The 25,534-nt window shown below is 63.2% G+C and carries 20 protein-coding genes; 13 read left to right on the forward strand and 7 right to left on the reverse strand.

What is annotated here, in order from left to right; translation table 11 throughout:
• Window positions 1–19: 19 nt before the first annotated feature.
• The gene (locus tag JSS27_10515; GenBank protein MBS0209378.1) at window positions 20–1,129 is read right to left on the reverse strand and encodes a DUF1559 domain-containing protein; all 1,110 of its coding nucleotides are present in this window, start codon (window positions 1,127–1,129) and stop codon (window positions 20–22) included.
• Between the two features lie 327 nt (window positions 1,130–1,456).
• Here JSS27_10515 and JSS27_10520 point away from each other — a divergent pair, with 327 nt between their 5' ends.
• The 3 genes from JSS27_10520 to JSS27_10530 all read left to right on the forward strand — a co-directional run bounded on the left by JSS27_10520 (window position 1,457) and on the right by JSS27_10530 (window position 5,630).
• Window positions 1,457–2,998, forward strand: a complete 1,542-nt coding sequence (locus tag JSS27_10520; protein ID MBS0209379.1) for a sulfatase-like hydrolase/transferase — start codon at window positions 1,457–1,459, stop codon at window positions 2,996–2,998.
• 20 nt (window positions 2,999–3,018) lie between these two features.
• Complete coding sequence (gene treZ, locus JSS27_10525; protein MBS0209380.1) at window positions 3,019–4,839, forward strand: malto-oligosyltrehalose trehalohydrolase; 1,821 nt, start codon at window positions 3,019–3,021, stop codon at window positions 4,837–4,839.
• Window positions 4,840–5,267: 428 nt separating this feature from the next.
• Window positions 5,268–5,630, forward strand: coding sequence for a response regulator (locus JSS27_10530; GenBank protein MBS0209381.1), 363 nt, complete (start codon window positions 5,268–5,270; stop codon window positions 5,628–5,630).
• A gap of 43 nt (window positions 5,631–5,673) precedes the next feature.
• Here the strand turns inward: JSS27_10530 and JSS27_10535 are convergent, their stop codons facing one another.
• On the reverse strand, window positions 5,674–7,179 hold the full coding sequence (locus tag JSS27_10535; protein MBS0209382.1) for a sulfatase: 1,506 nt from the start codon (window positions 7,177–7,179) through the stop codon (window positions 5,674–5,676).
• 322 nt (window positions 7,180–7,501) lie between these two features.
• Window positions 7,502–8,500 carry a DUF1573 domain-containing protein gene (locus JSS27_10540; protein MBS0209383.1) on the reverse strand — a complete coding sequence of 333 codons (999 nt, stop codon included), beginning with the start codon at window positions 8,498–8,500 and terminating at the stop codon, window positions 7,502–7,504.
• 524 nt (window positions 8,501–9,024) lie between these two features.
• Here JSS27_10540 and ffh point away from each other — a divergent pair.
• From ffh to JSS27_10585, 9 genes are all read left to right on the forward strand, one after another.
• A complete protein-coding gene (ffh, locus tag JSS27_10545; GenBank protein ID MBS0209384.1) occupies window positions 9,025–10,509 on the forward strand; it encodes a signal recognition particle protein in 1,485 nt (494 codons plus the stop codon).
• Window positions 10,510–10,607: 98 nt separating this feature from the next.
• Window positions 10,608–11,030, forward strand: coding sequence for a 30S ribosomal protein S16 (rpsP, locus tag JSS27_10550; protein ID MBS0209385.1), 423 nt, complete (start codon window positions 10,608–10,610; stop codon window positions 11,028–11,030).
• A gap of 30 nt (window positions 11,031–11,060) precedes the next feature.
• On the forward strand, window positions 11,061–11,759 hold the full coding sequence (gene trmD / locus JSS27_10555) for a tRNA (guanosine(37)-N1)-methyltransferase TrmD (protein ID MBS0209386.1): 699 nt from the start codon (window positions 11,061–11,063) through the stop codon (window positions 11,757–11,759).
• A complete protein-coding gene (gene rplS / locus JSS27_10560) occupies window positions 11,756–12,124 on the forward strand; it encodes a 50S ribosomal protein L19 (GenBank protein MBS0209387.1) in 369 nt (122 codons plus the stop codon). Before trmD ends, rplS begins: the two co-directional genes overlap by 4 nt.
• 184 nt (window positions 12,125–12,308) lie before the next feature.
• Complete coding sequence (locus JSS27_10565) at window positions 12,309–13,451, forward strand: 50S ribosome-binding GTPase (GenBank protein ID MBS0209388.1); 1,143 nt, start codon at window positions 12,309–12,311, stop codon at window positions 13,449–13,451.
• A gap of 163 nt (window positions 13,452–13,614) precedes the next feature.
• Window positions 13,615–15,558 carry a hypothetical protein gene (locus JSS27_10570; protein ID MBS0209389.1) on the forward strand — a complete coding sequence of 648 codons (1,944 nt, stop codon included), beginning with the start codon at window positions 13,615–13,617 and terminating at the stop codon, window positions 15,556–15,558.
• Window positions 15,559–15,796: 238 nt separating this feature from the next.
• Window positions 15,797–16,126, forward strand: coding sequence for a thioredoxin (trxA, locus tag JSS27_10575; GenBank protein MBS0209390.1), 330 nt, complete (start codon window positions 15,797–15,799; stop codon window positions 16,124–16,126).
• Window positions 16,127–16,421: 295 nt separating this feature from the next.
• Window positions 16,422–17,105: a transposase gene (locus tag JSS27_10580; GenBank protein ID MBS0209391.1), complete on the forward strand. Its 684-nt coding sequence runs from the start codon at window positions 16,422–16,424 to the stop codon at window positions 17,103–17,105.
• Between the two features lie 846 nt (window positions 17,106–17,951).
• Window positions 17,952–20,219, forward strand: a complete 2,268-nt coding sequence (locus JSS27_10585; protein MBS0209392.1) for a hypothetical protein — start codon at window positions 17,952–17,954, stop codon at window positions 20,217–20,219.
• Between the two features lie 15 nt (window positions 20,220–20,234).
• On the opposite strand, the gene JSS27_10590 is transcribed toward JSS27_10585, so the two are convergent.
• The gene (locus JSS27_10590; GenBank protein ID MBS0209393.1) at window positions 20,235–20,867 is read right to left on the reverse strand and encodes a histidine phosphatase family protein; all 633 of its coding nucleotides are present in this window, start codon (window positions 20,865–20,867) and stop codon (window positions 20,235–20,237) included.
• A gap of 133 nt (window positions 20,868–21,000) precedes the next feature.
• Window positions 21,001–22,770, reverse strand: coding sequence for a VWA domain-containing protein (locus JSS27_10595; protein ID MBS0209394.1), 1,770 nt, complete (start codon window positions 22,768–22,770; stop codon window positions 21,001–21,003).
• Window positions 22,771–23,199: 429 nt separating this feature from the next.
• Between JSS27_10595 and JSS27_10600 the strand changes: the two genes are divergently transcribed.
• Entirely contained in the window at window positions 23,200–23,478 is a 279-nt protein-coding gene (locus JSS27_10600) for a hypothetical protein (GenBank protein MBS0209395.1), read from the forward strand.
• A gap of 175 nt (window positions 23,479–23,653) precedes the next feature.
• On the opposite strand, the gene JSS27_10605 is transcribed toward JSS27_10600, so the two are convergent.
• A complete protein-coding gene (locus JSS27_10605; GenBank protein ID MBS0209396.1) occupies window positions 23,654–23,953 on the reverse strand; it encodes a hypothetical protein in 300 nt (99 codons plus the stop codon).
• Window positions 23,954–24,022: 69 nt separating this feature from the next.
• Window positions 24,023–25,378: a sodium-dependent bicarbonate transport family permease gene (locus tag JSS27_10610; protein MBS0209397.1), complete on the reverse strand. Its 1,356-nt coding sequence runs from the start codon at window positions 25,376–25,378 to the stop codon at window positions 24,023–24,025.
• Window positions 25,379–25,534 lie beyond the last annotated feature (156 nt).

Here is a 25,534-nt window from a genome sequence, read left to right on the forward strand (position 1 = left end):
TATTAAGACTGACAGAGGACTAGTGATCGAGCTTCGTGATGTTGCCGTCGTCGCGGGTGGCCAGCATTTGCAGCACGTAGGGCTCGACCTCGTCGCTGAGAAAATCGGTGTGGCCGTCAACGTACAAGACGTACGCCCCGCCGCTGTGGGCCGAGAACAACCCGTGATTGTGCCCGGGGCCGGGCGGGAACTTGGCCGGCACGCGCGGCGGCGTGTCCTTCGGCGGCGGCGGATAAGGCCCGTCGTGGCGCACCGAAATGCCCCGCGCCGGCTTGGTGACGTCGAAGGCGGCCTGGCTGTTCACGCCGTAGCGAATCGTGGTGATGTTGTAGCACGGCTCGTCCCCCGAACCGCTGACTCCTTCGGCGTCGGGACGGAGCAGGACATATTTTCCGCCGCTACCGGTGTAGGCGCCGTCGGGCCAGGCGCTGCGCAGATCGAACTCGACCGGCTCGGTGAACGCCTCGTCGAAGGTCTGGCCCGACTGCTCGCCAATCATGATCACGTGGGCCTGACCGTCGCGAACCAACGCCAGCCGGATGGGTTGATTGGGCGGGAAAACGCCCGAGCCGGAGAGGATGCCATACTTGCCGTCGCGCGTGTTGCGCCCGTGCGGCCCCGAAACCGGCTGGTTGGGCTTGAGTCCGAGCATGTCGGGGGCCGAGCCGGCGATGGCCACGTAGGTTGGCACCGCCAGCCCGATGGCGCGGTGATCTTTGAGTTCGCCGCGGGTTTCTACCGAAAGGTGTTTGAGCGGATCGTTCAGCGGCGGCAGATACGACGCGGGACATTGCATCATCGGCGGCTGCAGGCCATCGACGAACTTGACGTTCTGGTTTGACGTGCGCAGGTCGAACTTGCCGCTACTGGCCGTTCGTTGCCAACGGACGTTCCCTTCCTCGCCCAAGCCCAGGTGCGGCAGAATCTCGACCCACCAACTGGTGCCGAACGGCGTGTCGCTGCCCCCTTCATAGCGGGCGCCGCAGGGGAGCAACTCGGCATGATTCGTGTGGTAATCGAGAATCGCCGAGGAGATTTGCCGCAGGTTTTCCTGGCACGCGCCCCGCTGCGCGCGGCGGTACATAAAAAAGATCGTCGGGATCGCGAGAATCAGTAGCACCAGGATCACGATCCCGCCCACCATCGCCTCGAAGGCACTGACCCCTCGGCGCGAGCCGCGCCGGCGGGCAAAGCGAGGCGGCGAGACTGGTCGCGGGCCAATTGTGCGCTCGGCGGCGAGTCTGGCGTGTTTATGCGCGGGAATCATCGTGTCGCCCCCCAACGGCGTCCTGCGAGAAGAGCCAAAGTCGAATGCTGCGAACCCCTGCGGTTCTTGCTATAAGATGATGAGATTCGTCGGGGTTATCAATACCGAAGCGCTGCGAGAAGCCGCCGGCCCTCGCGCCGGCGTTAGCGTCCCAAGGAAAACCAAACCATGACATCGCGCGGCTGGTGGATGACGTTGTTGGTCAGCTTAGTGGCTGGGTTGCTCGTGGCGCGCGGCGCAGCGGCCGCCGAAGCGCGACGGCCGAACATCTTGTTGATCTATGCCGACGATCAGTCGTACAAGACGCTGAGCTGTTATCCCGAATCTCCCGCTTGGGTGAAGACCCCCGAGATCGATCGGCTGGCCGCCAGCGGTATTCGCTTCACGCGCGCGTACATGGGCTCGTGGTGCATGCCGTCGCGGGCGTCGATCTTGACGGGGCGGTTGCCGTTTGGCGTCGAGTCGATGCGCATGAGCGGCAGCTATCCCGGCAGCAGTTGCGACCCGGCCTTGTGTCCGTTCTGGCCGGCCGAAGCGCGGCGACAAGGTTACCAGACCGCGCAGATTGGCAAGTGGCACACCGGCGTCGACTCGGGCTGGGAGCGCGACTGGGACTATCAGATCGTCTGGAACCGGCCCAAGCATCCCGAGAATGCCGGCGCGTACTACAAGAAACAAATCCTGGCCTTCAACGGCCAAGAGCGAAAGACCGACGGCTACTCGACCGACAACTACACCGATTGGGCGGTCGATTACATTCGCGGCCAGAACCGGGTGGCGGACAAACCCTGGTTCTTGTGGCTCTGCTATGGCGCAATCCACGGCCCCACGACACCGGCCGATCGGCACAAGGGGAAGCTGGCTGGCAACACGGCCAAGATTCCAGCAGATATTTTCGGCCCGCGCCCGAACAAGCCATCGTACCTCGACCGCACGCAAGCCTGGATCCCGAACGGCAGTGGCGGCGCGGCCATGAAAAAGAAGCCGAAACAGGCAAATAACTTTGACAAGGACGAGCCGGGGCTCGACTACAGCGCCTGGATCCAACAGGTAAATGAGTGCACGATGGCGCTCGACGAAGGGGTGGGGCGCGTGATGGCCGCGCTGCGTGATTCGGGGCAACTCGAAAACACGCTGGTCGTCTACACTGCCGACCAGGGTTATGGCCTGGGGGAACACGGACTCAGCCAGAAGCAAGTGCCGTATGATGGAGGCGTGGCCTCGCCGTTGATCATTAGCCAGCCCGGGACGATTCCAGCGGGTAAGGTTTGTGCCCAGCCGGTAAACTCGCCCGATCTGGTGGCGACGTTTCTGCGCGTGGGACAGATCAACGTGCCGTGGAAGACGCACGGGCGCGACATCGCGCCGTTGTTGCGCGATCCGGAGCGCGCGACGCTCGAGCAACCCATGCTGATGAGCCACACCGGCGACACCTACGGCAGCAACACCCGCGACGCGTCGACCACGGTGCGCAGCACGGGGCAGGGGAACGTCCCCTGGTGGGTGATGGTGCGCGACGGCCGGTTCAAATACATCCGCACCTTGGTGGCCGGCGAGCCGGAGGAACTTTACGACCTGGACGCCGACCCCGAGGAATTGACCAATCTGGCTGGCCGCGCCGAGCAGGCGTCGCAACTCGAAACGATGCGCGCAAAGTTGATCGCGGAACTCCGCCGAACCGATTGCCCGTTCGTCGACGCGATGCCGCCCGTGCGCGAGTTGAAACGCTAGTGATGGAAAGTCCGCACTCATTGCGAGCACGGCCTCAAGGAGCGCTGCGTCAGGCCGACGACTCGGTGTTGTGGCGCATCTGGGCGCCGAAGGCCACGCAGGTGACGCTGCTTATTTGGGACGGCGGCAAGGAGTCGGCGGTCACGATGCAAGCCGAGGCCGACGGCTATTACGTCCACACGGCGGCTAACGTCGCCGACGGCTTGTGCTACGCTTATCGGCTGGATGACGATCCGTTGGAACTTCCCGATCCGGCTTCGCGGTGGCAGCCCGACGGAGTTCACCAGCCGTCGGCTGTCTTCTCGCCCGAACGATTCACTTGGACCGATCGGCATTGGCGCGGTGTCCGACAAGCTGACCTGGCGATTTACGAGTTGCACGTTGGCACGTTCACGCCCGAGGGAACCTTCGAGGCCATCATTCCGCGCTTGGCCGAGTTGGCCGACCTGGGGATCACGGCGATCGAGCTGATGCCGATCGCGCAGTTCCCCGGCGCGCGCAATTGGGGCTATGACGGGGTTCACCCCTTCGCAGCCCAGAACACCTACGGCGGCCCGCGGGGCTTGCAACAATTGGTCGATGCCGCGCACGCGGCCGGCTTGGGCGTGCTGCTCGACGTGGTTTACAACCACCTGGGGCCCGAGGGAAATTACTTCGCGCGATTCGGCCACTACTTCACGACGCATTATCACACACCGTGGGGAGCGGCGCTGAACTACGACGGCCCGCACAGCGACCCAGTTCGCGCCTTGATGATCCAGAACGCCTGTCAGTGGATTCGCGATTTCCACCTTGACGGCCTGCGGCTCGACGCGGTGCAGACGATCATGGACGAAAGCGCCTGGCACTTGCTGGCCGAGTTGCAAGACGCCGTGCAGCGCGAAGCGCGCGCGGCCGAGCGCTCGGTCGTCGTGATCGGCGAGACCAATCAGAACGACCGCCGGCTGGTCGATCGGGTCGAGCAAGGGGGCTACGCGCTCGACGGCGTGTGGAGCGACGATTTGCACCATGCGATTCATGCCCACCTGACCGGCGAGCGCGACGGATATTACGTCGACTTCGAGCGGCCGGCGACGATTGCCAAGGCGTTCAACGACGGCTTTGTCAGCGATGGGGGCTACGCGCGGTACTACCACCGGCGTCACGGCGCACCGCTGGGAGATGTGCCGCGCGAACGGCTGGTCGTGTGCCTGCAAAACCATGACCAGGTCGGCAACCGGGCGGCGGGTGATCGGTTTGCCACGCTGGTCGCGCCCGAGGCAGTGCGCCTGGCGGCGGCGTTGGTGCTGCTTTCGCCAGGAACACCGCTGTTGTTCATGGGTGAGGAATATGGCGAGCGTGCGCCGTTCGCGTTCTTCTGTTCGTTTCTCGACGCTGGGCTGAACGACGCCGTGCGAGCCGGCCGGCAACGCGAGTATCAAGAGCTCGACTTCCGCTGGGAAGCTGAGGTGCCCGACCCGGTGGCCGAGTCGACCTTTCGGGCGGCACAGCTCGGTTGGAGTTGGCCGACCGGATCGAGCGCCGCCGGGCTGCGCGCGCTGTATCGAACGCTGTTGCATGCTCGGCGCGATTGGCCGGCGCTCGGCGATCGACAAAACACACACGCAACATTTGCCAACGATGGCAACGAACTGCTCGTCATTACTCGCGGCGGCGCGAACGGTGCAATTATCTGGGTGAATCTCACCGATTGCGCGCTGACGAAGCTGCCTGCCCCGCCGACGCGGCATCGATTGCAACTGTCGACCGCCGAGCGACGCTTCGGTGGCGAACGTGACGATCTATCAACAATCGACACGCTCGGGGCGTATGAGCTTTTGATTTGGCTTGTCGACAAATAGACGATCGGTCGCCCTGTGGCGTGGTGACGCGCAGGCTGACACTTTGACATACAAGGCGGCTATATTTGCGTCATTGCGCGGCATTGGCGCAATGATCATTACGACGATCGTGACGATTGTCCGCGCCAGCCAGTTTGTGACATTACGAACGATCTCTGACAATAGCGCCACATTCGCCAACTCGGCTGTCGACTCGGGCGGTTGGTCGGCGATAATGTCGAGGTGTACGGCTTGTCTTTTCGGCCCCGGCTCGCGTCGCGGTGAAACCGTTTCATTGTGGCAACCGCGATAGTGCGTGGCCGATCTGCTCGACGCGACCATACGGTTCACGGTGAACTTGGGAACGTCGCGACCTGAATGTTGAACGTCGCGTGCATGAACGCAGCGCGGCCAGGCAACAAGCCGACCATCGCGCGGAGGAGACACCTATGTGTCGCCTGTTAGTTGCCGACGCCAATCGTGCGAACGCCGATTCGTTGGCCAAGTTGCTCAGGACCGCCGGGTTTGACGTGGCGACGGCTTATGACGGCGGCCACGCCATCGAGCAGGCGGTGACATTCGAGCCGGACATCTTTCTGTTGGAACTGGCCATGCCGGTGCTCGACGGCTATCAGGTGGCATCCCATTTGAAAGGGATGCCCAAGTTCGCCGACAAAGTGTTCATCGCGCTGACGGCCTATGCCGACCAGCGACACATGGATCTGGCCTCGCAGGCCGACTTCCAGGACTATCTGGTTAAGCCGATCGAACTGAGCATGCTGATGAGTATCCTGGCCGAAGTGTCAGGGTAGGCTTGGCCAGCGAAGCGCCATGCGTGTTTTCAACGTGGCCGCATCATTCCGGAATCGGGTCATTGGGCCCGACGGGTTTCCCCTCCCAGGTGACGGCTTTTGTCCGCGGGTCGTACGTCAAGATGCGCTGCGCGCTCCCTGGCACGGGACCGACATCGACCTTCGGCAACCAGCGGCTCAATTCGCTGATCACCTTGGCGTGCTCCGGGCGGGCCGCCAGGTTGGTCCACTCGCGCGGATCGGCCTGCATGTCGTACAACTCTTGCGAGCCGTCGGCATAGCGGATGTAACGCCAGCGGTCGGTGCGCACCGCATGGTTCCCTTGATTGTGCGACGTGATGGCTGGCCAGGGGCGCGACGCCTGGGCGTCTTTCAACTGGGGCGCGAGCGAATGGCCTTCCAGGTCGTCGCGCCGCGTCAGTCCGCACAGTTCCACCAGCGTCGGGTACATGTCCAGCAACTCGACCGGCCCCGCGCAACGCGCGCCGCCGCTCACGCCCGGCCCCGCGAACACCAGCGGCACATGCGTCGACCGCTCCCAAAGCGTGTTCTTGCCGGTGATCAACTTCTCGCCCACGTGCCAGCCATGATCGGACCAGAGGACCACCACCGTGTTGTCGCGCTGGCCGGCCTGTTCCAGGGCGTCGAGCACGCGACCAATCTGGCTATCCATGAAGCTGACGCTGGCCAGGTATGACCGCGCCAGATTGCGCCACTGGTGATTCTCGCGGACCCATTTCAAGCGCGGCTCCGGCAAATACCAATGCAAATACCACGAGAATCGCGGCGTATCGTTTCGATCGTCTTCGCGAATCCGCGGCAACAACGAGTCGTCGTCGGGATACAGATCGAACCAGCGCTGCGTGGCGTAGCACGGCACGTGCGGCAAGGCAAAGCCGCAGGCCAGGAAGAACGGCTTGTCCTTCGGCGCGGTCTGTAATTGTTCAATGGCCCACGACGCGACGCGGTAGTCGCCCATGTCTTCGTCCCGCCCCGGGTAGACGCCCCAGTCCATCAGCTTGACATTCCCCATCGGGGTCGGCGGGATCAACTTCTCTTTCATCGGCGCGCCGACGCCGGGCGTGGGGCCCCATTCGTCGAACTCGCGCGGGCGATCCTTGGGGGGGACCTGGTGAAATATCTTCCCGACCGTCAGCGTCCGATAGCCGTGCCGTTGGAAGTGCTGGGGAAGCGAGACGCGATCTTTCAAGGCGTCAACCGTGCGACAATAGGGGGCCAAGCCATAGACGCCGGACGTCGTTGGCCGCAAGCCGAGCAACACGCTGGTGCGCGAAGGATTGCACAACGGCGCTTGGCAATGGGCGTTGGTGAACAAGGTGCCGCGCGCGGCCAGTCGATCGATGTTCGGCGTCTTGGCCGCCGGATGCCCGCCCAGGCAGCCGATCCAGTCGTTTTGATCGTCGATGGCGATGAACAACACGTTGGGCTTGGCACGCTCGGCGGCTTGGGCGCTTGGCCCCGGCCAAAGGCAAGCGGCGATGACGACCAGATTAGACGCGAGACTAACTGTACTTTGACCTAGGTTCATCACCGCGCCTTTCAAAAAGTTTCGCACAAGCACAAGCACACACCCCTCCCTTGCAGGGAGGGGCAAGGGGGAGGGTTAAGACGTTCCCGGCTGAGTTGGCCCGCGTCACGTGAGCGTACTTGTCCTATCCAGGATACCGACGCGGAACAGTCTCAGAATATCGTCGCGAGAGGCGACAATCACGCGCTGAGAGAATCATGCGTAGCCGCGCGAGATTGAAGCGCCCCCTCACCCGGCTCGCTGCGCGAGCCACCCTCTCCCGCAAGGGGCGAGGGTTAGGAGAAAGCCGCCGCTTTTCTAGCCGCTAGTCTCTAGCCCCTTTTCACTTCTTCACCGCGTCGGCGGCGAGAATCTGGGCGTAGGCCGCCAGGTCTTGCGTGGCGTCGGGGCCCAGATCGGTGGCGATATGAATCTTGCGCGTGATCTTGCCGGGGTTATCACCGGCGGTAAATGTGACCGGCACCAGATGGACCGTCTTGGTCGCGTCGCTCGTCTGGAATTGAAAACCCGCGTCCTCGCAAGTCACGCGAGTGATCTTGAAAGGCTTCTTGGCTTGCACGACGAGTTGCTTGGTGACTTTCTGGCCCGGCTCGAGCACGCCCAGGAACAACGCCGCCGGGCTGACGGTCACGGGGGCCATGATCCGGGCTTCGACATCGACCGGCACCTCGCTGGCCGAGGTGTCATTGCTCGTCAGGATGATCTGCTCTTTCAGCGAGCCAGCCGGCGCGGTCGGCAGCAGATTCACCTGTAACTGATACGTCACTTGCCCGGGCGATCGGCTAGTTTCGCTGAGCGTGGCGGAGACGTGGTTGCTGCTCGACTTCAACTCGGTGATTTTCCAATCGCTGCGTCCCGAATAGGTGAGCGTCACCTTCTTGTCGGCGCCGGTGCCGACGTCGACGGTGCCAAACTCGGCGCCGCCGGGAGTCAGAACCACATCGGTGCGAATGTAGCCCGACACGTTGAGCTGCACCTCGGCGTAGAACGGCCGGTCGAAGATCACGGTAATCGTGGCGTTCTTCTGCCCCGAGTATGCCTGCGTGTTCAACTCGGCGATAATACCCCCTTCTTCATAGGTCTTGAGCGTGTCGCTCACGACCTTGGGGGTGGTACAGCCACAGCTCGAACGGACGCCCGCGATGTGCAGCGTCTCTTGATAGACGTTCTTGAGCTTGAACTCGAAATGAACCGTCGCGCCGCGGGCCACCGAGCCAAAGTCATGGCTGGTGGACGTGAACATCTTGCGCGCCCAGTCCTCGGCCCGACTGGTGGCCGGAGCGAGCAGCAACATCAAGCTGACAATCCAAAACCGGTTCACGCTTTACCTTCTGTCGGCAATCGTCCGCGGCGCGGCAATCTGGCCGGCGCGAGTCTGATCGATATAGCGGCTGATCTGCAAAGGTGTCAACGCATCGCCACCCGGCGCAGCTGCCCCAGGTTGGGTTTCCGGCGTCGACGAATGTTGTCATAGCTTAATTTCGACCGAAGTTACGGCTTAATTCGAGCGTACGCCCGGTCGGTTCGGTTGCGTAATCTAGCGAAGCCTCCGCCCCCACTTGTTAGGGCTGGCCGGGTGTCGACAGCGGGCCTCAATGACTCGCCTTGGCGCTGTTCGAGAGCCGCCGATCGCGAACCGCCGTCAATGCTAGCAGATCGCGACCTGGAATGCGTCGTAAAATCATGCTCCGCCGCATCTTGCCAGCTTTGGGGCTAATGGGCTAAAATCGTGGTTTCGCGCCGGCCAGCTATCAGCAGTCTGGATCAGCATACCGGCGCATGCCTGCCCCCGTGGCAGGCTGGGTATCGTTCTTCCCCCCAACAGGCCCCTCGCGGGGTCGGTCCATGTTCGAGTCGTTGCAGGAAAACCTGAGTGATGCGATCCGCCGCCTCAGTGGCAAGGCGGTCCTCACCGAAGCGAACATGCGCGAAGGGCTGGCGCTCGTCGAGCGCTCGTTGCTCGAAGCCGACGTCAGCTACCAGGTCGTCAAGGACTTCATGGCCCGAGTGTCGCAAGACGCGGTGGGCGAGAAAGTCCTCAAGTCGCTGAACCCTGGCCACCAGGTGGTCCAGTCGGTCTATCGCGAGCTGGTCGATCTGATGGGTCCGGTCGATCACTCGCTGCACCTCAAGCCGACCACCACGGTGTTGATGATGTGCGGCTTGCAGGGTGCCGGCAAGACGACCACGTGCGGCAAGCTGGCGCGGATGATTCGCGACCGCGGCCGCAAGCCGATGCTGGTCGCCGCCGACTTGCAGCGCCCCGCCGCTATCGAACAGTTGAAGAACCTGGGCGCGCAGCTGGGCATTCCCGTCTATAGCGAGACCGGCGCGACCGATCCCGTGGCCGTCTGCCAGAACGCCGTCAAGCAAGCGACGGCCGACGGCGTGCAAGTGGTTATTCTCGATACCGCCGGCCGGTTGCACATCGACGACGAGTTGATGGAGCAACTCAAGAAGATTGACCGCCGGGTCGAACCCGGGCAGGTCTACCTGGTGGTCGACGCCATGACCGGCCAGGACGCGGTGAACAGCGCCAAGGCGTTCAACGAAGCGCTCGAGTTGGACGGCGTCATCATGACCAAGCTTGACGGCGACACGCGCGGCGGCGCGGCGTTGAGCGTCAAGGCGGTGACTGGCGTGCCGATCAAGTTTGTCGGCACCGGTGAGCACCTGGACTCGCTCGAGGAGTTCCATCCCGATCGGATGGCGGGGCGCATTCTGGGCCAGGGGGACATCCTGACCCTGGTCGAGCAGGCCCAGCAGAAGTTTGATCAGGACGAAATGGCCCGCCAGCAAGAAGCGATGGCCAAGGGGCAGTTCACGCTCGAACATTTCCGCCAGATGATGGACCAGACCAGCAAGCTGGGCCCGCTGAACAAGATTATTGGCATGATTCCCGGCATGGGCGCGATGAAGAACATGCTGGGAGACGTCGACACCGACAAGCAATTCCGCCGCCTGCGCGGGATCATCGACTCGATGACCCCCGAAGAGCGCCGCAACCCGACCAAGTCGATCGACCAGAGCCGCCGTCGCCGCATCGCCTCGGGCGCCGGGGTCGAGCCCGCCGAGGTCAACGATCTGGTCAAGCAGTACGACGTGATGGCCGGACAGATGAAGGCCATGATGTCGATGGGCATGGGCGGCAAGATGAAAGCCATGCGCGAGATGCAATCGCAGATGATGGCCTCGCCCACCGGCGGACTGGCCAAGCAAAAGGTCGGCACCGGCAAGCGGCTGACCACCGACGAACGCAAGAAGATGCAAAAACAACGTGAGAAAGAACTGCGCAAGTGGAAGCGCGACCAGCGAGGCAATAAACCCTAGCGCTGCAACCAGTAACCCTTGAGATTATCAGTACGCCGCGAACGACGTGCTGACCCTGAAAACCCCAGCCAGAGACCCGAGTAGTTCAGGAGAATCGTGTGCCAGTAGTCATTCGTATGAAGCAGATGGGACGGAAGCACCGTCAGTTTTTCCGCATTTGCGCCGCCAACTCGCGCAGCCCGCGCGACGGCCGCGTGATCGAGGAATTGGGCACCTATGACCCGGAGATTCCCGAGGTCGATGCCCGCGTGAATTGGAACGCCGAACGGGTGGCGTATTGGTTGAGCGTTGGCGCGCAGCCCAGCGTGAATATCAAGACGTTCATCAAGAAGTACGGCCAGCAAGGAACGCACCTCAAGGAGCAAGAGGCCGCTCGCCAGAAGCTGTCGCTGCCCAAGGTCGTGGGCCCCGCGCCGGCTCCGGTGTTCGTGCCAAGCAAAAAGTCCGAAGCAGCTCCGGCCGCCGAAGCTGCGCCCGAAGCACCTGCCCAGGAAGCCGAAGCCAGCGCCGAGAACGCCTAGTCCCGTTCTTGTCGCCGGACCGCAACCGCCATGCGATTCGATGTGCTGACCCTGTTTCCCGAAATGTTCTCGGGCTATGTGGGCCAAAGCATTTTGAAGCGGGCGATTGACCGCGGCTTGGTCGACGTGCGACTGCACGACCTGCGACGCTGGTCGCGCGACGAAAAGCACCACAAGGTGGACGACCGCCCGTACGGCGGCGGCCCCGGCATGGTGCTGCAAGTCGAGCCGGTGGTCGACGCGGTCGAGGCGGTGCGATCCGAAGGGCCCGAGCCCGGCGGCCTGATCATGCTGTCCCCCCAGGGGCGGCGGCTCGATCAGCGGTTGGTCGAGGAGTTGGCCGCGCGGCGGCGATTGGTGCTGATGTGTGGTCGCTATGAGGGGTTCGACGAACGCGTCAAACTGGTTTTGCAGCCTGAAGAGATTTCGATCGGCGACTATGTGCTGGGCGGTGGGGAAGTCGCCGCGATGGTTTTGATAGATGCCGTGGCCCGACTGGTCCCCGGCGCCTTAGGAGACGAACAAAGCAGCCGCGAAGACTCGTTCACGGGGGACGACCGGCTGCTGGAATTTGCCCAATACACCCGGCCTCGCGTGTACCGAGGTCACGAAGTGCCTGCCGTACTACTGAGTGGCGACCACGAAGCCATCGCACGCTGGCGGCAAGAACAACGCTTGGAACGAACGCGCCGCCGGCGCAATGAGCACGAAAAGGATTCACGATCATGAGCCAGAAAATTCTCGAACTCGTCGAACAAAGCAGCCTCCGCGCGGACGTCCCGTCGTTTAACGTCGGCGACACCGTGGACGTTCACTTCCGCATTCTCGAAGGCGAGAAGGAACGCATCCAGATTTTCGGCGGCACCGTCATCGCCAAGAGCGGCTCGGGCTCGCGCGAAATGTTCGTCGTCCGCCGCATCGTCCAAGGCGAAGGGGTCGAGCGCAAGTTCCCGATTCACTCGCCCCGCATCGCCAAGGTGGAAGTCAAGCGCTCGGGCATTGTCCGCCGCGCCAAGCTGTACTTCCTCCGCGATCGCGTCGGCAAGGCAGTCCGTCTGCGCGAGCGCCGCAACGAAGCCACGACTGAGAAGTAATCGCCCGCATGGATCGTTGCTTGGCGCGTTAGCGCCGCGCAACGATCGAGCCCGCCGGCCAAGCGATAAACACCCCGCCCTTCCAGGGAGGGGCAGGGGGGAGGGTGACGAGCGTCAATCTCGCGCAACCGCGCGCTCAGCCATCGGCACAAAGCGCTAGCGCGCTATATTCGGCGCGCACCCCATGAGCCCGCCGTCCCCCGACACTGTCTGCGCGTTGCTCACCGGCTCGGGTCGCGGGGCCATCGCCACGGTCGCCGTCCAAGGGCCACAAGCCGCCGAGGTTGTCGCCTCGCGTTTCCTGCCGCTGGCCCGTCGGCCTTGGCTCGGCGAACCGGTCGGCCGCGTCTCGGTCGGCCACTGGGGGAGCCGCGAGGGGGAAGAACTCGTCGTCTGTCGCCGGGCCTGCGACCTGGTCGAGATTCACGGCCACGGCGGGGCGCTCGCTTCGGCGACGATTATCAATTCGCTTGTCGCGGCCGGCTGTCGCTCGATCAGCGCCGTCGAATGGCTCGCCCGGCAACCATTGGTGCCGATCGAGCGCGCCGCGACGCTGGCCCTTTCGCGCGCTCCGACGCGCCGCGCCGCCGGTATCTTGCTCGATCAGCAACAAGGTGCCCTAAGCCAAGCGCTGCGGCAAATCGTGGCGCTGATTGGCGCGCGTCAAACGACCGCGGCCGCGCAACAGATCGCGGTGCTGTTGGCTTTTCAACAATTGGGCCTTCATCTGGTCGAGCCGTTTCGCGTGGTGCTGGCTGGGCCGCCCAATGCAGGCAAGAGTAGTCTGCTGAACGCCTTGGTCGGCCACCAGCGGGCGATCGTTTCGCCCACGCCCGGCACCACGCGCGACGCGGTAACCTCGCTGACGGCCATCGACGGTTGGCCGGTCGAACTGGTCGACACGGCCGGCCTGCGCACCAGCGACGACACGCTCGAACAAGCCGGCATGTCGCTGAGCCAAAGCAATCTGGATACGGCCGACCTGCGCGTGCTGGTCTTCGACCGCTCGCGGCCCTGGACCTCGGACGACGCAGTCCTGGCAACGGCCTGGCCCGACGCAGTGGTGGTGATGAACAAGTCCGACCTGCCGGCCGACCCGCAACCGCGCCTGCGGGGAATCGACGTCAGCGCCCGAACGGGCGCGGAGCTCGACACACTGATCGCGACGCTAGCAGCGAGGCTCGTCCTAGCGCCTCCTGCGGTTGGCGCTGCCGTGCCGTTCACGGCCGAGCAGTTCGCCGCGATTGGCGCTGTCGCTACCGCGCTCGAACGTGACGATTTTCAGCAGGCCGTTACCGTGATCGAGCAGTTGCTAGCGGACAGTTGATCCGCCAGCCCCCCGCGCGGCAAGCGATTCGTATTTACGCGCCGAACCCTTTACGGCATATTTCCTTTCCGTCGCGGCCGGTGTCTGGCACGAGCCGGCTTGCGAACCGTTGGGCGATGGATCGCTCGGCAGGTAGCGACTCGTAGAGCAAGGGACTGCACCGATGCCGCGCTCTGGCGCAAGCGCAATCACGCTCGTCACCGCGCTGGTCTGGGCCTGCCTGGTCGCCGGCACAAGCGCGCAACCGCCGCAGGTCGAGCCGCTGCCTCCATTTTCGCCGAGCGCGCCTCCTGCCGCGCCCGTCGCCACGTTATCTCCGCCGACGGCACTACCTCCAGTTGCTCCCGCGCCGCTCGCTCCGCCAGCCCCTGTAACGGTCACAGCACCGGCGACCGTCAGCGCACCGACTTCGACAAACCTCACCGCAACCGAAACGCCGGTTGAGTTGATGCCGGTCACGTTTCATGGCGTGGTGCTGGGCACCGCCACAACGGACGTGGTGAGCCGACTGTGGGGCGCACCGGTGCGGACCACGCGCAGCGGCACCGCAACGCTGAACACCTACAACGTCGCGCCGTTCGAGCGCATCGAAGTCACCTTCGTCGGCGGCAAGGCGTTGTCGATCGCGATCTACCTAAAGCAAGTTTTCGCTCCCGAAGTCCTCGCCCAGCAGTTCGAGCTGTTGAAGCTCGAACCGGTCGAGGTCAGCGACGAGCATGGCAAGCCCGTCGGCATCGCGTACCCCGAGCGAGGCGTCGCCCTGGCGCTGGCCACCGAAGTGGCGGGCCGACAGGTGGGACGTATTGTGCTCGATTGCATTGACGCCGATCCGTTCGTGCTGCGGGCCGAGTCACGACTAGCGACCAATCTGACCGGCTGCTTCGAGGATTTGACCACGGCGCTTCGGCTGGAACCAAATCATGCCCAGGGGCTCGTGCTGCAATGCCTGGCGCTCGATCGGGCGGGGCGCTATCAGGAACTTGCTGAAACGGCCCCCAAGGCGCTGGCGGTTTCGCCCGACGCGGTGCCGATCTATTTGCAGTTGGCCCGCGCGCAAGCCCGCTTGAATCACTACCAGCCGGCGCTGAACACCGTGCAACAAGCGCTCGCCAAAGTCGCCGAACAACCCGAGCAACATGCCGCGGCGCTGGTCACGCTGGCCGACATCATCGCCGATGGGCCGAAGCACGATTATCCGCTGGCGCTTGACTATCGAATGCAAGCGATCGCTCGGGCCGAGCCGTTCCTGGCCGATCAGCGCGTGGCCGTACGCCGCGTCGCGCACCAGGCCACGCTCAACGCCTTCCTGGGGGCGGCCAACGACATCGCCCGCGGCTCTTGGAAAAACAAAGCCGAGACGGTCAATCGCTGGCTCGAACGGGCGTATCAACTGGCCAACCAGTCGACCGCGCCGGCCGAGTTGACCGCCGATCGGATCATTTATTGCTGCCGCTCGCTGGCGGCGTGCGCGGCGCTGCAAGGGCAGCTCAATCCCCAGCCGTGGGTCGATGGACTGCTGGTCGAAGGGCGCAAACGCCAGGCGCAGGTCCACGACCCGTTGCTGGCCCACCGGCAAGCGTGCGAACTGGGCGTGGCCATGTGCGACGCGATGCAAGCCTTTCAGTACCGAGGCGATCGTGAAGCGGCGCTTCGCGCGGGTGGCACGGCGGTCAGCCTGTTGCAACCTGTCGCCGCGGCGCATGACGAGTTGAGCGCGATGGCCCGGGTTTACTTCCGGCTGGGCTCGATCCACGCCTTGTCCACGAACGATCACACCCAGGCGGTCGCCTGGTACGACAAAGCAGGCGAGGTCTTCGCGCGCTTGGACGAGGCCAGCGCGCCCGAGGCGGCGCTCGCCCAGGGCGAGTCGCTGATCAGCATGGGCGTCTCCTACTGGGCGGTCGGCCAGCAACAGCGCGCCGAGGAACTGACCCAGCGGGGCGTGCAAATGATCGAGGGGGTCGTCGCCGATGGCCATGCCAGCCGCCAAGCGCTGAGCGTCCCCTACGCGAATCTGGCGGCGATTCACCGCCATTTGGGCCGCGACGAGTCGGCCCGCAACTACACCGAAATGGCGGCCAAGATCAAGGCCGAGTCGGTGCGCTAACCGGCGTCTGCCGCACGCTTTGCGAACGTGCGTTCGGCTATTCGCCCCTCTTCCGCTGGGGTTCGTTGACGGTCGGGCCGGCGTCCCTATAATTCCGACATCGCGCCACCAGAGTTTACGCATTTCAAGTAACTGGTCGGCATTGCGCGGCGGATTGGCCGATGGTGACTACTGAACCATTGCCCACGCGCCAGCGTAGTTATCGGCGAGGAATTAACCCGCGAGGAGATCGGCGATCATGGCTGCCAATGTTATCGAGCTGACCGACCAGAACTTTCAAACCGAGGTGCTGCAGTCGTCAGAGCCGGTGCTGGTCGATTTCTGGGCGCCGTGGTGCGGACCTTGCCGCATGATCGCTCCGTTGATCGAAGAGCTGGCCACCCAATACCAGGGCTCGGTCAAGGTCGGCAAGGTGAACGTCGACGACAATCCGTCGGCCGCCAACAGCTACGGCGTGCAGAGCATTCCCACGCTGATGGTGTTCAAGGGCGGCGACGTGGTCGAGCGGTTCGTGGGCGTGCAGCCCAAGGCCCGCATCCAAGCCGCGCTGGACGAAGCCAAGGTCTAAGCGCTTCGGCTTGGGCCAACACGGCCACCCAATCGAATCTGGCGCGCCGGCTCCTACATCTTCATCTTCGGGTGCCATGCTCAAGGCCTTAAGCCTTGAGCATGCCGGTACACGCTTCGCACGCTCAAGCCTTCCGAGGCTGGCGAATCGAAAAAGGTGTCAGGAACCGTTTTCTTGACGGACACGTTGCTTCTCGCTAGCCTGACGGCATGGGACGTCCCTTACGAGCAGAATCGAAAAAGGTGTCAGGAACCGTTTTCTTGACGGACACGTTGCTTCTCGCTAGCCTGACGGCATGGGACGTCCCTTACGAGCAGCCGAAGGCGGATACGTTTATCACGTGCTCAATCGCGCCAATGCGCGGATGACGATCTTCGACGACGAGGCCGATTACGAAGCCTTCGAAAAGGCGCTCTGGGAGGCGGTCGAACGCACGAAGACGCGGCTGCTTTCCTATTGCGTGATGCCGAACCACTGGCACCTGGTCGTCTGGCCGCGCCAGGACGGAGAACTGTCGCGGTTCGTTGGCTGGCTGACGCTGACCCACACCCAGCGTTGGCACGCTCACCGCCGCTCGACCGGCTCGGGCCATTTGTACCAGGGGCGATTCAAGTCGTTTCCGATCCAGGAGGACGACCATCTTTACACGGCCGGTCGCTACGTCGAGCGCAACGCGCTGCGAGCGCGATTGGTCCGTCGCGCCGAGGATTGGCGTTGGTGCAGCTTGTTTCGCTGGCTGCGTGGATCGGCGGAGGACAAGGCGCTACTGGCATCCTGGCCAGTGCCTCGCAAGGCGAGTTGGACCGAGTATGTGAACGCTCCTCAGACCGAGGCCGAACTGCTGGCGATTCGTCGCAGCGTGAGCCGCGGCAATCCGCTGGGTGACGAGTCATGGAGCGATCGTGCCGTCCGGCGACTGGGCTTGGAATCGACCCTGCGTGCCCAGGGCAGGCCCAAGAAAATGGAATTCGGTTCCTGACACCTTTTTTCCCTCGAACCGTCGACGATGAACAGCCGATGCCCCAGCCAGCGGCCCGTCTCGCGGACGCATTCGGCCATCCGCGCGGTCGATTGTGTCAACAGCGTTTGCAACGCCTCGCACCGCAGTCGACCGCGGGCCTCGCAATAGGCCGAGCCGGTCACGTCACGCTGGGCCAGACGCGGCACGGCGTTGCAGGCCACGTTGCCCCACAGCACTTGCAACAGAAATAACTTCACCGTGACGACTGGATCGAGCTTGCGATCCCGCCACGTGTGCCCCGCCGCGACGCACGCGCGACGAATCGCCGCGTCGTCCAATTCCGCTTGCCAACTTTGTTTCAACCGCTCGACCGCGCCGCTGATGACACCGAACATGCTCGCGCCTCCGAACGAACCGTGATGACGACCCGTTCGTTCTACGCAGCCAACACAAAACCTCGCGATGGCTTTGACGCGACAGCAACGCTTAGCCGTTGCCACTCAAGAAACTGCGGCTATCTTGATGCCATTCGTGTCAGGAACCGTTTCGGTGACGAAACGATAAAAAGCTCCTGGCATCTTCCTCTTCTAACATCTTCCCCCTTCGCGGTACACGCTTCGCACGCTCACGCCTTAGGGGCTTGAGCGTGGCACCCAATCGGTTTCTCGACGCAAGCCAAAACGCTTGCTATCGATGCTCGCATGCGCGCGACCACGACAGCTTGCTGGCACGCGAAACTTCATTCCGGGAAAACGGCGTAAACTTTTCCGGCGCGGGCTCCGATAAACAGGCACGACACGTTGCGCGCCAGACTGTTTCCGGGGGGTAACAGTTGGCGACCTGTCCCAAACGGGTTGTGCCTGTATGAATACCTCCCACGATGCGCCTCGCGAACCAGCCGACGCCACGTCCGCCGAGGCGTCGGGCTCGGCCGTACGAATCGACGCGCCGCACGCCCTGTCCAGCGCGCTGCCGCTGGCCGAAGCGGTCGAACGGGCCAGCCACCGCGCGCTGGCCATTCACTATGCCGAAGGGGCCGACGCTGCCGACGGCGCAGCGAGCGAGCTGGCCGCCGTCGAAGCCGACACGCCGACCTGCAACGAGATGGCCCAATTGCGACTGCATGCCCGGCAGATCGCCGAGCTGCTCCGAGCGCGCCAAGACGAAATCGATCATCGCCAGTCCCAGCTCAACAGCCAGTCGGCCTCGTACGACAACCAGATGCGCGCGGCGCAGCTCTGGTTCGACAGCCGGCAACAAGAGCTGAACGACCGACTGCAACAGTTAGCCGAGCAAGAGGCCCAGCTTCCCGCGCGCGAAGCCGCGCTGGCCGAGCGCGAGCAAGCCCTGGCTGCCCGTAGCGAGCAACACGACGAACGCGAACGTCGCATCAAGGGTCACGCTCACGACACCGCCGAGCAAGCCGCCCAGATGTACGTCCGCGAAACCGAATTGAAGGCCCGCGAGAATGCCTTTGCCGATCGCGAACAGGCGCTCGCGGCCCTGACCCATTCGCTTGTCGAACGCGACGAGGCGCTTTGCCAGCGCGAGAATAACCTGGTCCAGCGGAAAATGCCTGCCGAAGAGCCCCAGGTCGACAGCGCGACACTCGCCGCCGTGGCCGAACGGGAAGCTGTCCTGGTCGCGCGCGAAGAAGAGCTGGCCAGCCGCGAGCAAACACTGGCCCGCTGGCAGGACGATCTGGCCGCGCGCAACGACGACTTGACCGATCAGCTTGAACGGCTGTCGCAGCGGATGGCTCAGTACGTCGCCCAGGTCGAAGCCGACGCCGGCTTGGCCGAGTTTGCCGACTCGTCCGAAGTCAGCGGCATTGGATTGGCCGAGTTGCAACAACGACTGGAAGCGGCGTTTGCCTTGCAGCAAATGCAGCGCGAGCAACGACTGATCGAACGCGAGCAAGGACTCGCGACCACGCGCGACGAACAGCACGAGCAAATCGCGGACGCCCTGGCCGCGCAGCGGGCGACGCTCGAAAACGAATGGCTCGAGCGGCAGGCGGCTTTCGAAGCCGAACGCCAGCAACAAGCCGTCGCCATGACCCAGTTGATGCAGACACTCGACGCCGAGCAGGGACGGCTGCAATCTCTGAGCGAGACGATCCAAGCGCGCGAAGCCGAACTGACCGAAACGGCCCGCCGATTGTCGGCCCAGGAAGAACACCTGCACGACTCGCGGGCAGCGATCCAGCAGGACTACGAACAGCTTGCCGATCGCGAAGGCACGCTGGCCGCCGAGCGGGTCGCGCTAGCCGAGCGGCAGCACGTGCCATCACTCGAAGAGCAAGCACGCGGCCTGGAACTGGACCAGCGGCTGGCGCAAATCGAACAGACCGAAGCCGACCTGCGCCACCGCGACGAGGCCTTGGAAGCGCGCGAGGAACAACTGGCCGAGTCGGAACGGCTGTTGGCCGAAGCTCAGACGCAATGGCGGCAGCAGGCCAATGCCCTGGAAGAGCAACGCCGCCGGGGCGAGGCGGAACTGCGCAACTGGCGTCGCCAATTGGCCGATGAACAGCGGACGCAACTGGCCTTGCTGGGCGAACGTCAAAGCGAGTTGGAGCGCCGCGCCGAACAACTCGATCACCGCCAGGCCGCCGTGGCGCAGGCCCAATCGGACGTGGCCACCTTGCACCGCGAAACACTGGAACTACGGCTATCGACCGAGGAGATGTGGGCTCAGCTTACCGGCGCGGTCCCGCCGGACGTGCTCGGGCAAACCCTCGGCGAGACGCGGCGGCGGCTGGCCGATCATTATCGCGCGGCAACGGCCGAACTCGACACGCGCCAGGCGGAACTGCAGCGGCTGCGTGCCGAGCTAGGAGCGCAACACGATCGTCTGCGTCGCCAGGCGGCCGAGATGGAAACCTGGGTGACGCAGCGCCGGCAGGAGCTCGACAACATCTCGGGCGAGCTATCGGCTCGCGAGACGGCGCTGGCCGAGCGGAGCCAGGAGCAACTGCGACAGCAAGAGCAACTGGCCGAGCAGCGGTTCCGCTGGCAGCAAGAGCTGCGGCGCTGGGCGCTCGACACGGCGACGACCATGCCGGCGGGGCCGCACCTGGTGCGACGTCTGGCCGGGGTGGAGAGCGCGACGCGGGTGGCGGCGTCGTAACGATACCAGCGGCCTCTACAAATCGCCGGTGCGGCTGCGCAAATCGGCGCCGGCCCGTTGCAGATGGTCCATCTGGTTCAACGTCATCAGCCGGAACTGCACGCCCCATTCGACCATGCTGATCGAGCCGTTGTAGAGCATGAACGGGTTGCGCTCGGCGGGCACTTCGAGGCAAGCTTTGATGGCCGCGGTCAGGATGCCGCCGTGGGCCACGACCACGACCGCTTCGTAGCCCGTCTCGCGGATCGCCTCCAAAGCCGCGCTGCCGCGTTGCATCAAATCGCGGCGTGACTCCCCCTGGGGAATGCGATAATCGGGCTGCTGTGACCGCCAGGCTTGCCCCGCGGCCGGAAAGCGCTCGGCGATCTCGGACCAGAGCAGGCCCTGGAAGACACCAGCGTTGAGCTCGCGCAACCGTTCGTCGGCCACAATCGGCAGGCCGAGCGCCGCGGCGACGGGCCGGGCCGTGTCGTAGGCGCGGCGCAGCGGGCTCGCGTAGAGGGCCTGAATCTCGCGTCCTTGGAACTCGGCGGCCACGGCCCGGGCTTGTTGATGCCCCAACTCGGAAAGAGGAACGTCAAGCTGCCCTTGGATGCGACCTTCGGCATTGAAGGCGCTTTCACCGTGGCGAATCAAATAGAGAATCATGCCGCAGGCTTACTCAGGAACCACGATCGGCTCGGTCGAAGGCGTCGCGCGATGAAAGAACAGGGCTACATGTGACGCGCGAGCCCTTGGCCCTGCCGCTAAACGGCTTAACGACTTAGCGACGACGCCACGCTTACTCTTCAAACCACTTCCAGCTCATCTTGGCCGACATTTCGCGCTCGGCCGATTGAGCCCACGGCGTGCCGGCATAATCCTTGACGATGTGGTTCAAATAGTCGCGCGACTTGGACGCCATTTTGTCCAACACGCTGACGTTCATCGGATCGTCCACTTGCTTGAGCACCCAAAAATGGTGATTCGGATCCTGGAACTTGCGGCCGCCTTTCATTTGACCGGTCATTTCCAGAAAACCCTGGTGGCGCGATTTGGCCGCCGCGGCGCGGGCATAGGCCAGCTCGAACGCCACGCGCCAGCGTTTATCGCCCGGGGCAGTCAGCTTGGCCAGGTCCGGCTCGCCCGGCTTCAGCGCGTCGATGTATGAGTCGACGCCCATCATCACCTTGGCGACCGGCTTCTGGGCCGCGTCCAACGCACGATTGCGCCGCACTTCGTCGGAATTGTCAAAACTGGTGGAAAAGTTGTGCAACACCTCGGCTCGCGACAACTGGGCCGCCTTGATCAGCGAGCTGCGAGCCTTGTTCGATTCGACCTGCTTCTGGTACTCGGCTTCCGAGACATATTGCGGTTCAAAACCCTTGAGCGGCGAGCCACCGTGCGTGAGCACGAAGTAATTGCCGTCGGTTTCGCGGCACAGGCGAGCCAGATGATACGGCCCGATGCCGGTTTCGATACTCGACGGGTCGAACATTCCGCCGGGGGAATCGAGGTGAATCCAGTCGACATCGTGCGAGTCGGGGCCTTGCATCACGCGCACTTCGCCCGGCTTGGGTTCCCCCTCGGCCAACCGGTTGAACCCTTCGACGGTGCCGAACAGAGCCGATGGCCCCACGACCTGCACGGGAATGCCGTACGGAGTGAGCTTGGGCAGCACTTCGTCAATCGTCAGCCGGTCATTGCCGACCTCGTCGGTTACTACCACCAGCGTGACGAAGCGGCCTTTCTTTTTACGATAGTCGATGATCTTGTCAGTGGCGGCTTTGATGGCCCCGAACGTGTTCTCGACAAAGCCATCATCGGTCGAGATGTTGCCGACCGCTTTTTGGACATTGTCGGCGTTGGCTTCGGGGGACTCGGTGATGAAGTTGAAATCAGCGCCGAACTGGCCCACCATCGTCAACAATGTGGCGTCGCCCCCTTCGCCGGTCGGGTTCAGACGCTTGTACATGGCCGGCAATTGGTTGGCCACTTCCTGACGCAGCGACTGGCAACTGGCCGTGCGGTCGAACAACCAAACGACCAGCACTTTCTTGGGGATGGCGAGGGCGTCGCCCAGGACGCTTTCGACGCCTTGCAGCGCCTTGGGAACGTCGGACATGCTGTGCCCCATCGACATTCGCCCGCCGCCACCGCCATTGCCACCGGCCCTGAAGTCAGCCCCCTCCGCAAAGCCGCGCTGGCGACGGCTTCGCCTCCCAGTGCCGTTTCCCTGACCGGTATAGTCGTCGGCGCCTGACGGGACTTCGTCACTACCGCCAAGCTGGAAGGTCTTCTGTTCCTGTTCGGGCAGATCGTTCATGGCCATTTCATTGCCGCCCGGCTTGCTCCCTTTGCCGCCGGTGCGCGTGCCCGAACCGTGCGCCGGTTGATGAGCGACCGACTCGACCGGCGGTTTCTTGCCGATCGCCAAGACGCCGCCGGACTTGTACATCTTCCAACCGACCAGGCCCACGACCGGCAAGGCGACGACCGAGACCAGCATCAACAAGATGGTCATCAAGTCGGTGCGCTTGCGAACCGGGCGACGCGGATAGCTGGTGCTCATGGGACGGTTCCGATAAATGGGCGGCTATCCGCCTGGGTAGTGAGTGAATGACGCCCTTGACCGGGCTCTCCCTCGGTTGGGGTATCGTCTCATTCTATCCGGAGTGGGTAAAGCTGCAAATCGGCGGTCTTTGGCGGGCATCGTTCCAGGAGCCGCGGTGAGCATTGCGCTTTGCGACCTCTGGATGGCAATTGTGTTAGACATGCGAGCGCCTTTCCCCGTGCGATGCGTAGAATTAAGACAGAGCGAAGCGGGCGTTCGACCAGCGCATGCCCTTCGTGGCCGACTCGCCTGCCGACGATTGTCGACGTTTTCGACGATCTGGGGGGCGTGGCGCGGTGTCGCCTTCGACCTGGCGGCTGGCTCGGCTGGAGACGCCTCTGGACTGCCAGCATCACCGCACCCAAGGGCGCAAAAGGATGGTCTATCGTGAAACTGACTCCCGAGCAGCAAAGCTCGTTCGAGGCGTGGCTGCGTCAAAAGATCGAACATGCGTCATGTACCTTATGCCAGGCCAACCGTTGGAAGATCGGCGGCTTGGTCGGCACGCACACCATCGACGCCATCGATGACCAGATCGACAAGGAGCAGTCGGCCATGCTGCAGTTGATCTGCAAGAACTGCGGCCACGTTCTGATGTTCGACACTCGCTATATCGCCGGCTGGCAGGACCAGCAAGATTTGTCGAAGTCCGGGCTGATCATGTAGGACGGAGCCGCGGCGACGCGCTCACGGTGGGCAGGAGCCGGGAACGTAAGTCCCCGATTGAGGCCACTCGTTTGCGCAACAAAAGGCCCCGGACTTACGTCTGGGGCTTTTATAAACGGCAACTGCGTCGTTTGCTCGTCGGTCCCGAGCTTTCGCAGAGCGTTCCTGGCGGGGGTCAGATATTATCACTCGGCGAGATTTGCACCTCGTCGAGATATGCCATCACGGCGTGGTTGTCGAGTATCTCGTCCTTGAGCCACGCGAAGATCTTTTTGCCGATGTCGGCCTGCACGAGCAGTTCGATCCGCACCTCTTCCGGCAGATTGTGGAATTGATCCCCAATGATGGCATGAGTGCCTTTGCCTCGGCAAGGCACCACGTTATAGCCTTTGGCGCCAAGTCGCAGGCACTCGTCCAAGATGCGCTGTTCGAGCGCTGAATCAGCAATAATCGTCACTCGACTGACGGTAACCATGATGCAGTTTCCTCACCAGCGATGCGTTTGCGTTCCAAGGATGCGACACCCGTGCGATTATCCTGGGCTCTAGACCGGCAAGGCGGCCTTGAGCGCCAGCGCGATGTACTCGTAGACCGTGATCCCGATGGTCACGTTATACGAGAAGGTGAGCCCCAACGATGCCGCCAAAGGCAACGTGGGACTGGCTTCGGGAATGGCCAAACGCTGAATCGCCGGCACGGCAATGTACGACGACGCGCCGCACAACACGGCAAAGACCATGTAGGTACCCGTCGAGAATTCGGCCCCACTGAGGTGGCTGTAGCCGTGCGCGACCAGGATGCCTATCGTGGCGAACAAGTTCGGGGCCAACATACCGAACAGGATGAACTTGATCCCCGCCACGCGCAGGTCGGCGAAACGCTTGGCGGCGGTGATGCCCATTTCGAGCAAGTACATGCACAACACGCCGTGAAACATATTCAAGAAAAAGGGGTCGTCCTTGGCGACCACCGACGAGCCCTGCATTTGACCGATAAAACCGATGGCAATGGCGCCAAATAACAAGTAAATGCCCGTATTCAAGAAAACTTCGTGCAGCAGCGAAGCGCTGAAGATGCTCTCGCTTTTCTTCGGTGTTGGGTCGCTCGATTCGACCGACACGTGTTCGCCATGGCCGTGTTCTTGACCATGCAAAACCCCGGAAGCATGGGCTAGCGCCGTCGGATTGTAACCTGGTTCGTCGGGCATGTTGCCCAGTTTGTCCATTCCCGTGCGGCGGCAGCGGGCAACCAAATACAAGCCGACCAGACAGCCCGGGATTTCCATGATAGCAAGCATCACAGGCATGTAGGGGGCTTCGACATAGTCGTTGCCCTTGGCCACGGCGGCCTGAACGGACGCCACGTCCACTCCCTCTTGCTTCCATCGTTCAACAATCACGGGATCGGCCGCGGCGGCCTTTACCTTCTTGAAATCGACGTCCTTACCCAAACCAAGCCGTTCCATGGGCACCTGCGAAGCCATCAACGCGGCCGCCAAGGTCGCCACTTGCAACCCACCCAAGGTGCCAATGCAGGTGGCAAACGTACCGGCCGAATCCGAGCCGTAATACGCCGCCACGGTGGCCGCGTCGACTCGGCGCAAACGCGTGACCACGCGCAGAATCGCATAGGCGATAATGCCGATGATGAAGTTCAGCACGAAACCAACGACCATGAAGCCGAGCGCCTGATACAACTCGTGCGCTTGGAGCTTGGCAAGTTCCTCGCCACCGTGCCAGCCGATGGAAAGCAGCAGGAACACGACCAGGCCCTGATAAACTTGATGGGGAAACTCAAATCCCACGCGCAGGATGGGAATCAGCACCCCCATGTAAAAGAACAGCAGCAAGGGCTGGAATAGATTGTGGACAACCTTGTGCAAAAACTCATGAAGGTCCATTAGTGATGTTTCCTAGGCGGCGAGATGCAAAGGTGACCGCTGGACCCGCCAGCCCTCGGCCAAGGGTTTGCCCACAGGCACCATGGACTCCCCTGGAAAGTCATCGGCACACCAATCTTCGGCGGGCGCGCCACGCCCACTGTATTCCGACACGGT

The sequence above is a fragment of the Planctomycetota bacterium genome (assembly GCA_018242585.1).
Lineage (GTDB): Bacteria > Planctomycetota > Planctomycetia > Pirellulales > PNKZ01 > JAFEBQ01.

What these genes read in the sequence shown, in the direction of transcription:
- JSS27_10565 (MBS0209388.1), top strand. Translation starts at nt 12,309, where the DNA reads ATGAGCCCGCCGTCCCCCGACACTGTCTGCGCGTTGCTCACCGGCTCG.
- rplS (MBS0209387.1), top strand. Translation starts at nt 11,756, where the DNA reads ATGAGCCAGAAAATTCTCGAACTCGTCGAACAAAGCAGCCTCCGCGCG.
- JSS27_10535 (MBS0209382.1), bottom strand. Translation starts at nt 7,179, where the DNA reads ATGAACCTAGGTCAAAGTACAGTTAGTCTCGCGTCTAATCTGGTCGTC.
- JSS27_10530 (MBS0209381.1), top strand. Translation starts at nt 5,268, where the DNA reads ATGTGTCGCCTGTTAGTTGCCGACGCCAATCGTGCGAACGCCGATTCG.
- trmD (MBS0209386.1), top strand. Translation starts at nt 11,061, where the DNA reads ATGCGATTCGATGTGCTGACCCTGTTTCCCGAAATGTTCTCGGGCTAT.
- JSS27_10570 (MBS0209389.1), top strand. Translation starts at nt 13,615, where the DNA reads ATGCCGCGCTCTGGCGCAAGCGCAATCACGCTCGTCACCGCGCTGGTC.
- JSS27_10520 (MBS0209379.1), top strand. Translation starts at nt 1,457, where the DNA reads ATGACGTTGTTGGTCAGCTTAGTGGCTGGGTTGCTCGTGGCGCGCGGC.
- ffh (MBS0209384.1), top strand. Translation starts at nt 9,025, where the DNA reads ATGTTCGAGTCGTTGCAGGAAAACCTGAGTGATGCGATCCGCCGCCTC.
- JSS27_10580 (MBS0209391.1), top strand. Translation starts at nt 16,422, where the DNA reads ATGGGACGTCCCTTACGAGCAGCCGAAGGCGGATACGTTTATCACGTG.
- trxA (MBS0209390.1), top strand. Translation starts at nt 15,797, where the DNA reads ATGGCTGCCAATGTTATCGAGCTGACCGACCAGAACTTTCAAACCGAG.
- JSS27_10610 (MBS0209397.1), bottom strand. Translation starts at nt 25,378, where the DNA reads ATGGACCTTCATGAGTTTTTGCACAAGGTTGTCCACAATCTATTCCAG.
- JSS27_10590 (MBS0209393.1), bottom strand. Translation starts at nt 20,867, where the DNA reads ATGATTCTCTATTTGATTCGCCACGGTGAAAGCGCCTTCAATGCCGAA.
- JSS27_10585 (MBS0209392.1), top strand. Translation starts at nt 17,952, where the DNA reads ATGAATACCTCCCACGATGCGCCTCGCGAACCAGCCGACGCCACGTCC.
- JSS27_10595 (MBS0209394.1), bottom strand. Translation starts at nt 22,770, where the DNA reads ATGAGCACCAGCTATCCGCGTCGCCCGGTTCGCAAGCGCACCGACTTG.
- JSS27_10605 (MBS0209396.1), bottom strand. Translation starts at nt 23,953, where the DNA reads ATGGTTACCGTCAGTCGAGTGACGATTATTGCTGATTCAGCGCTCGAA.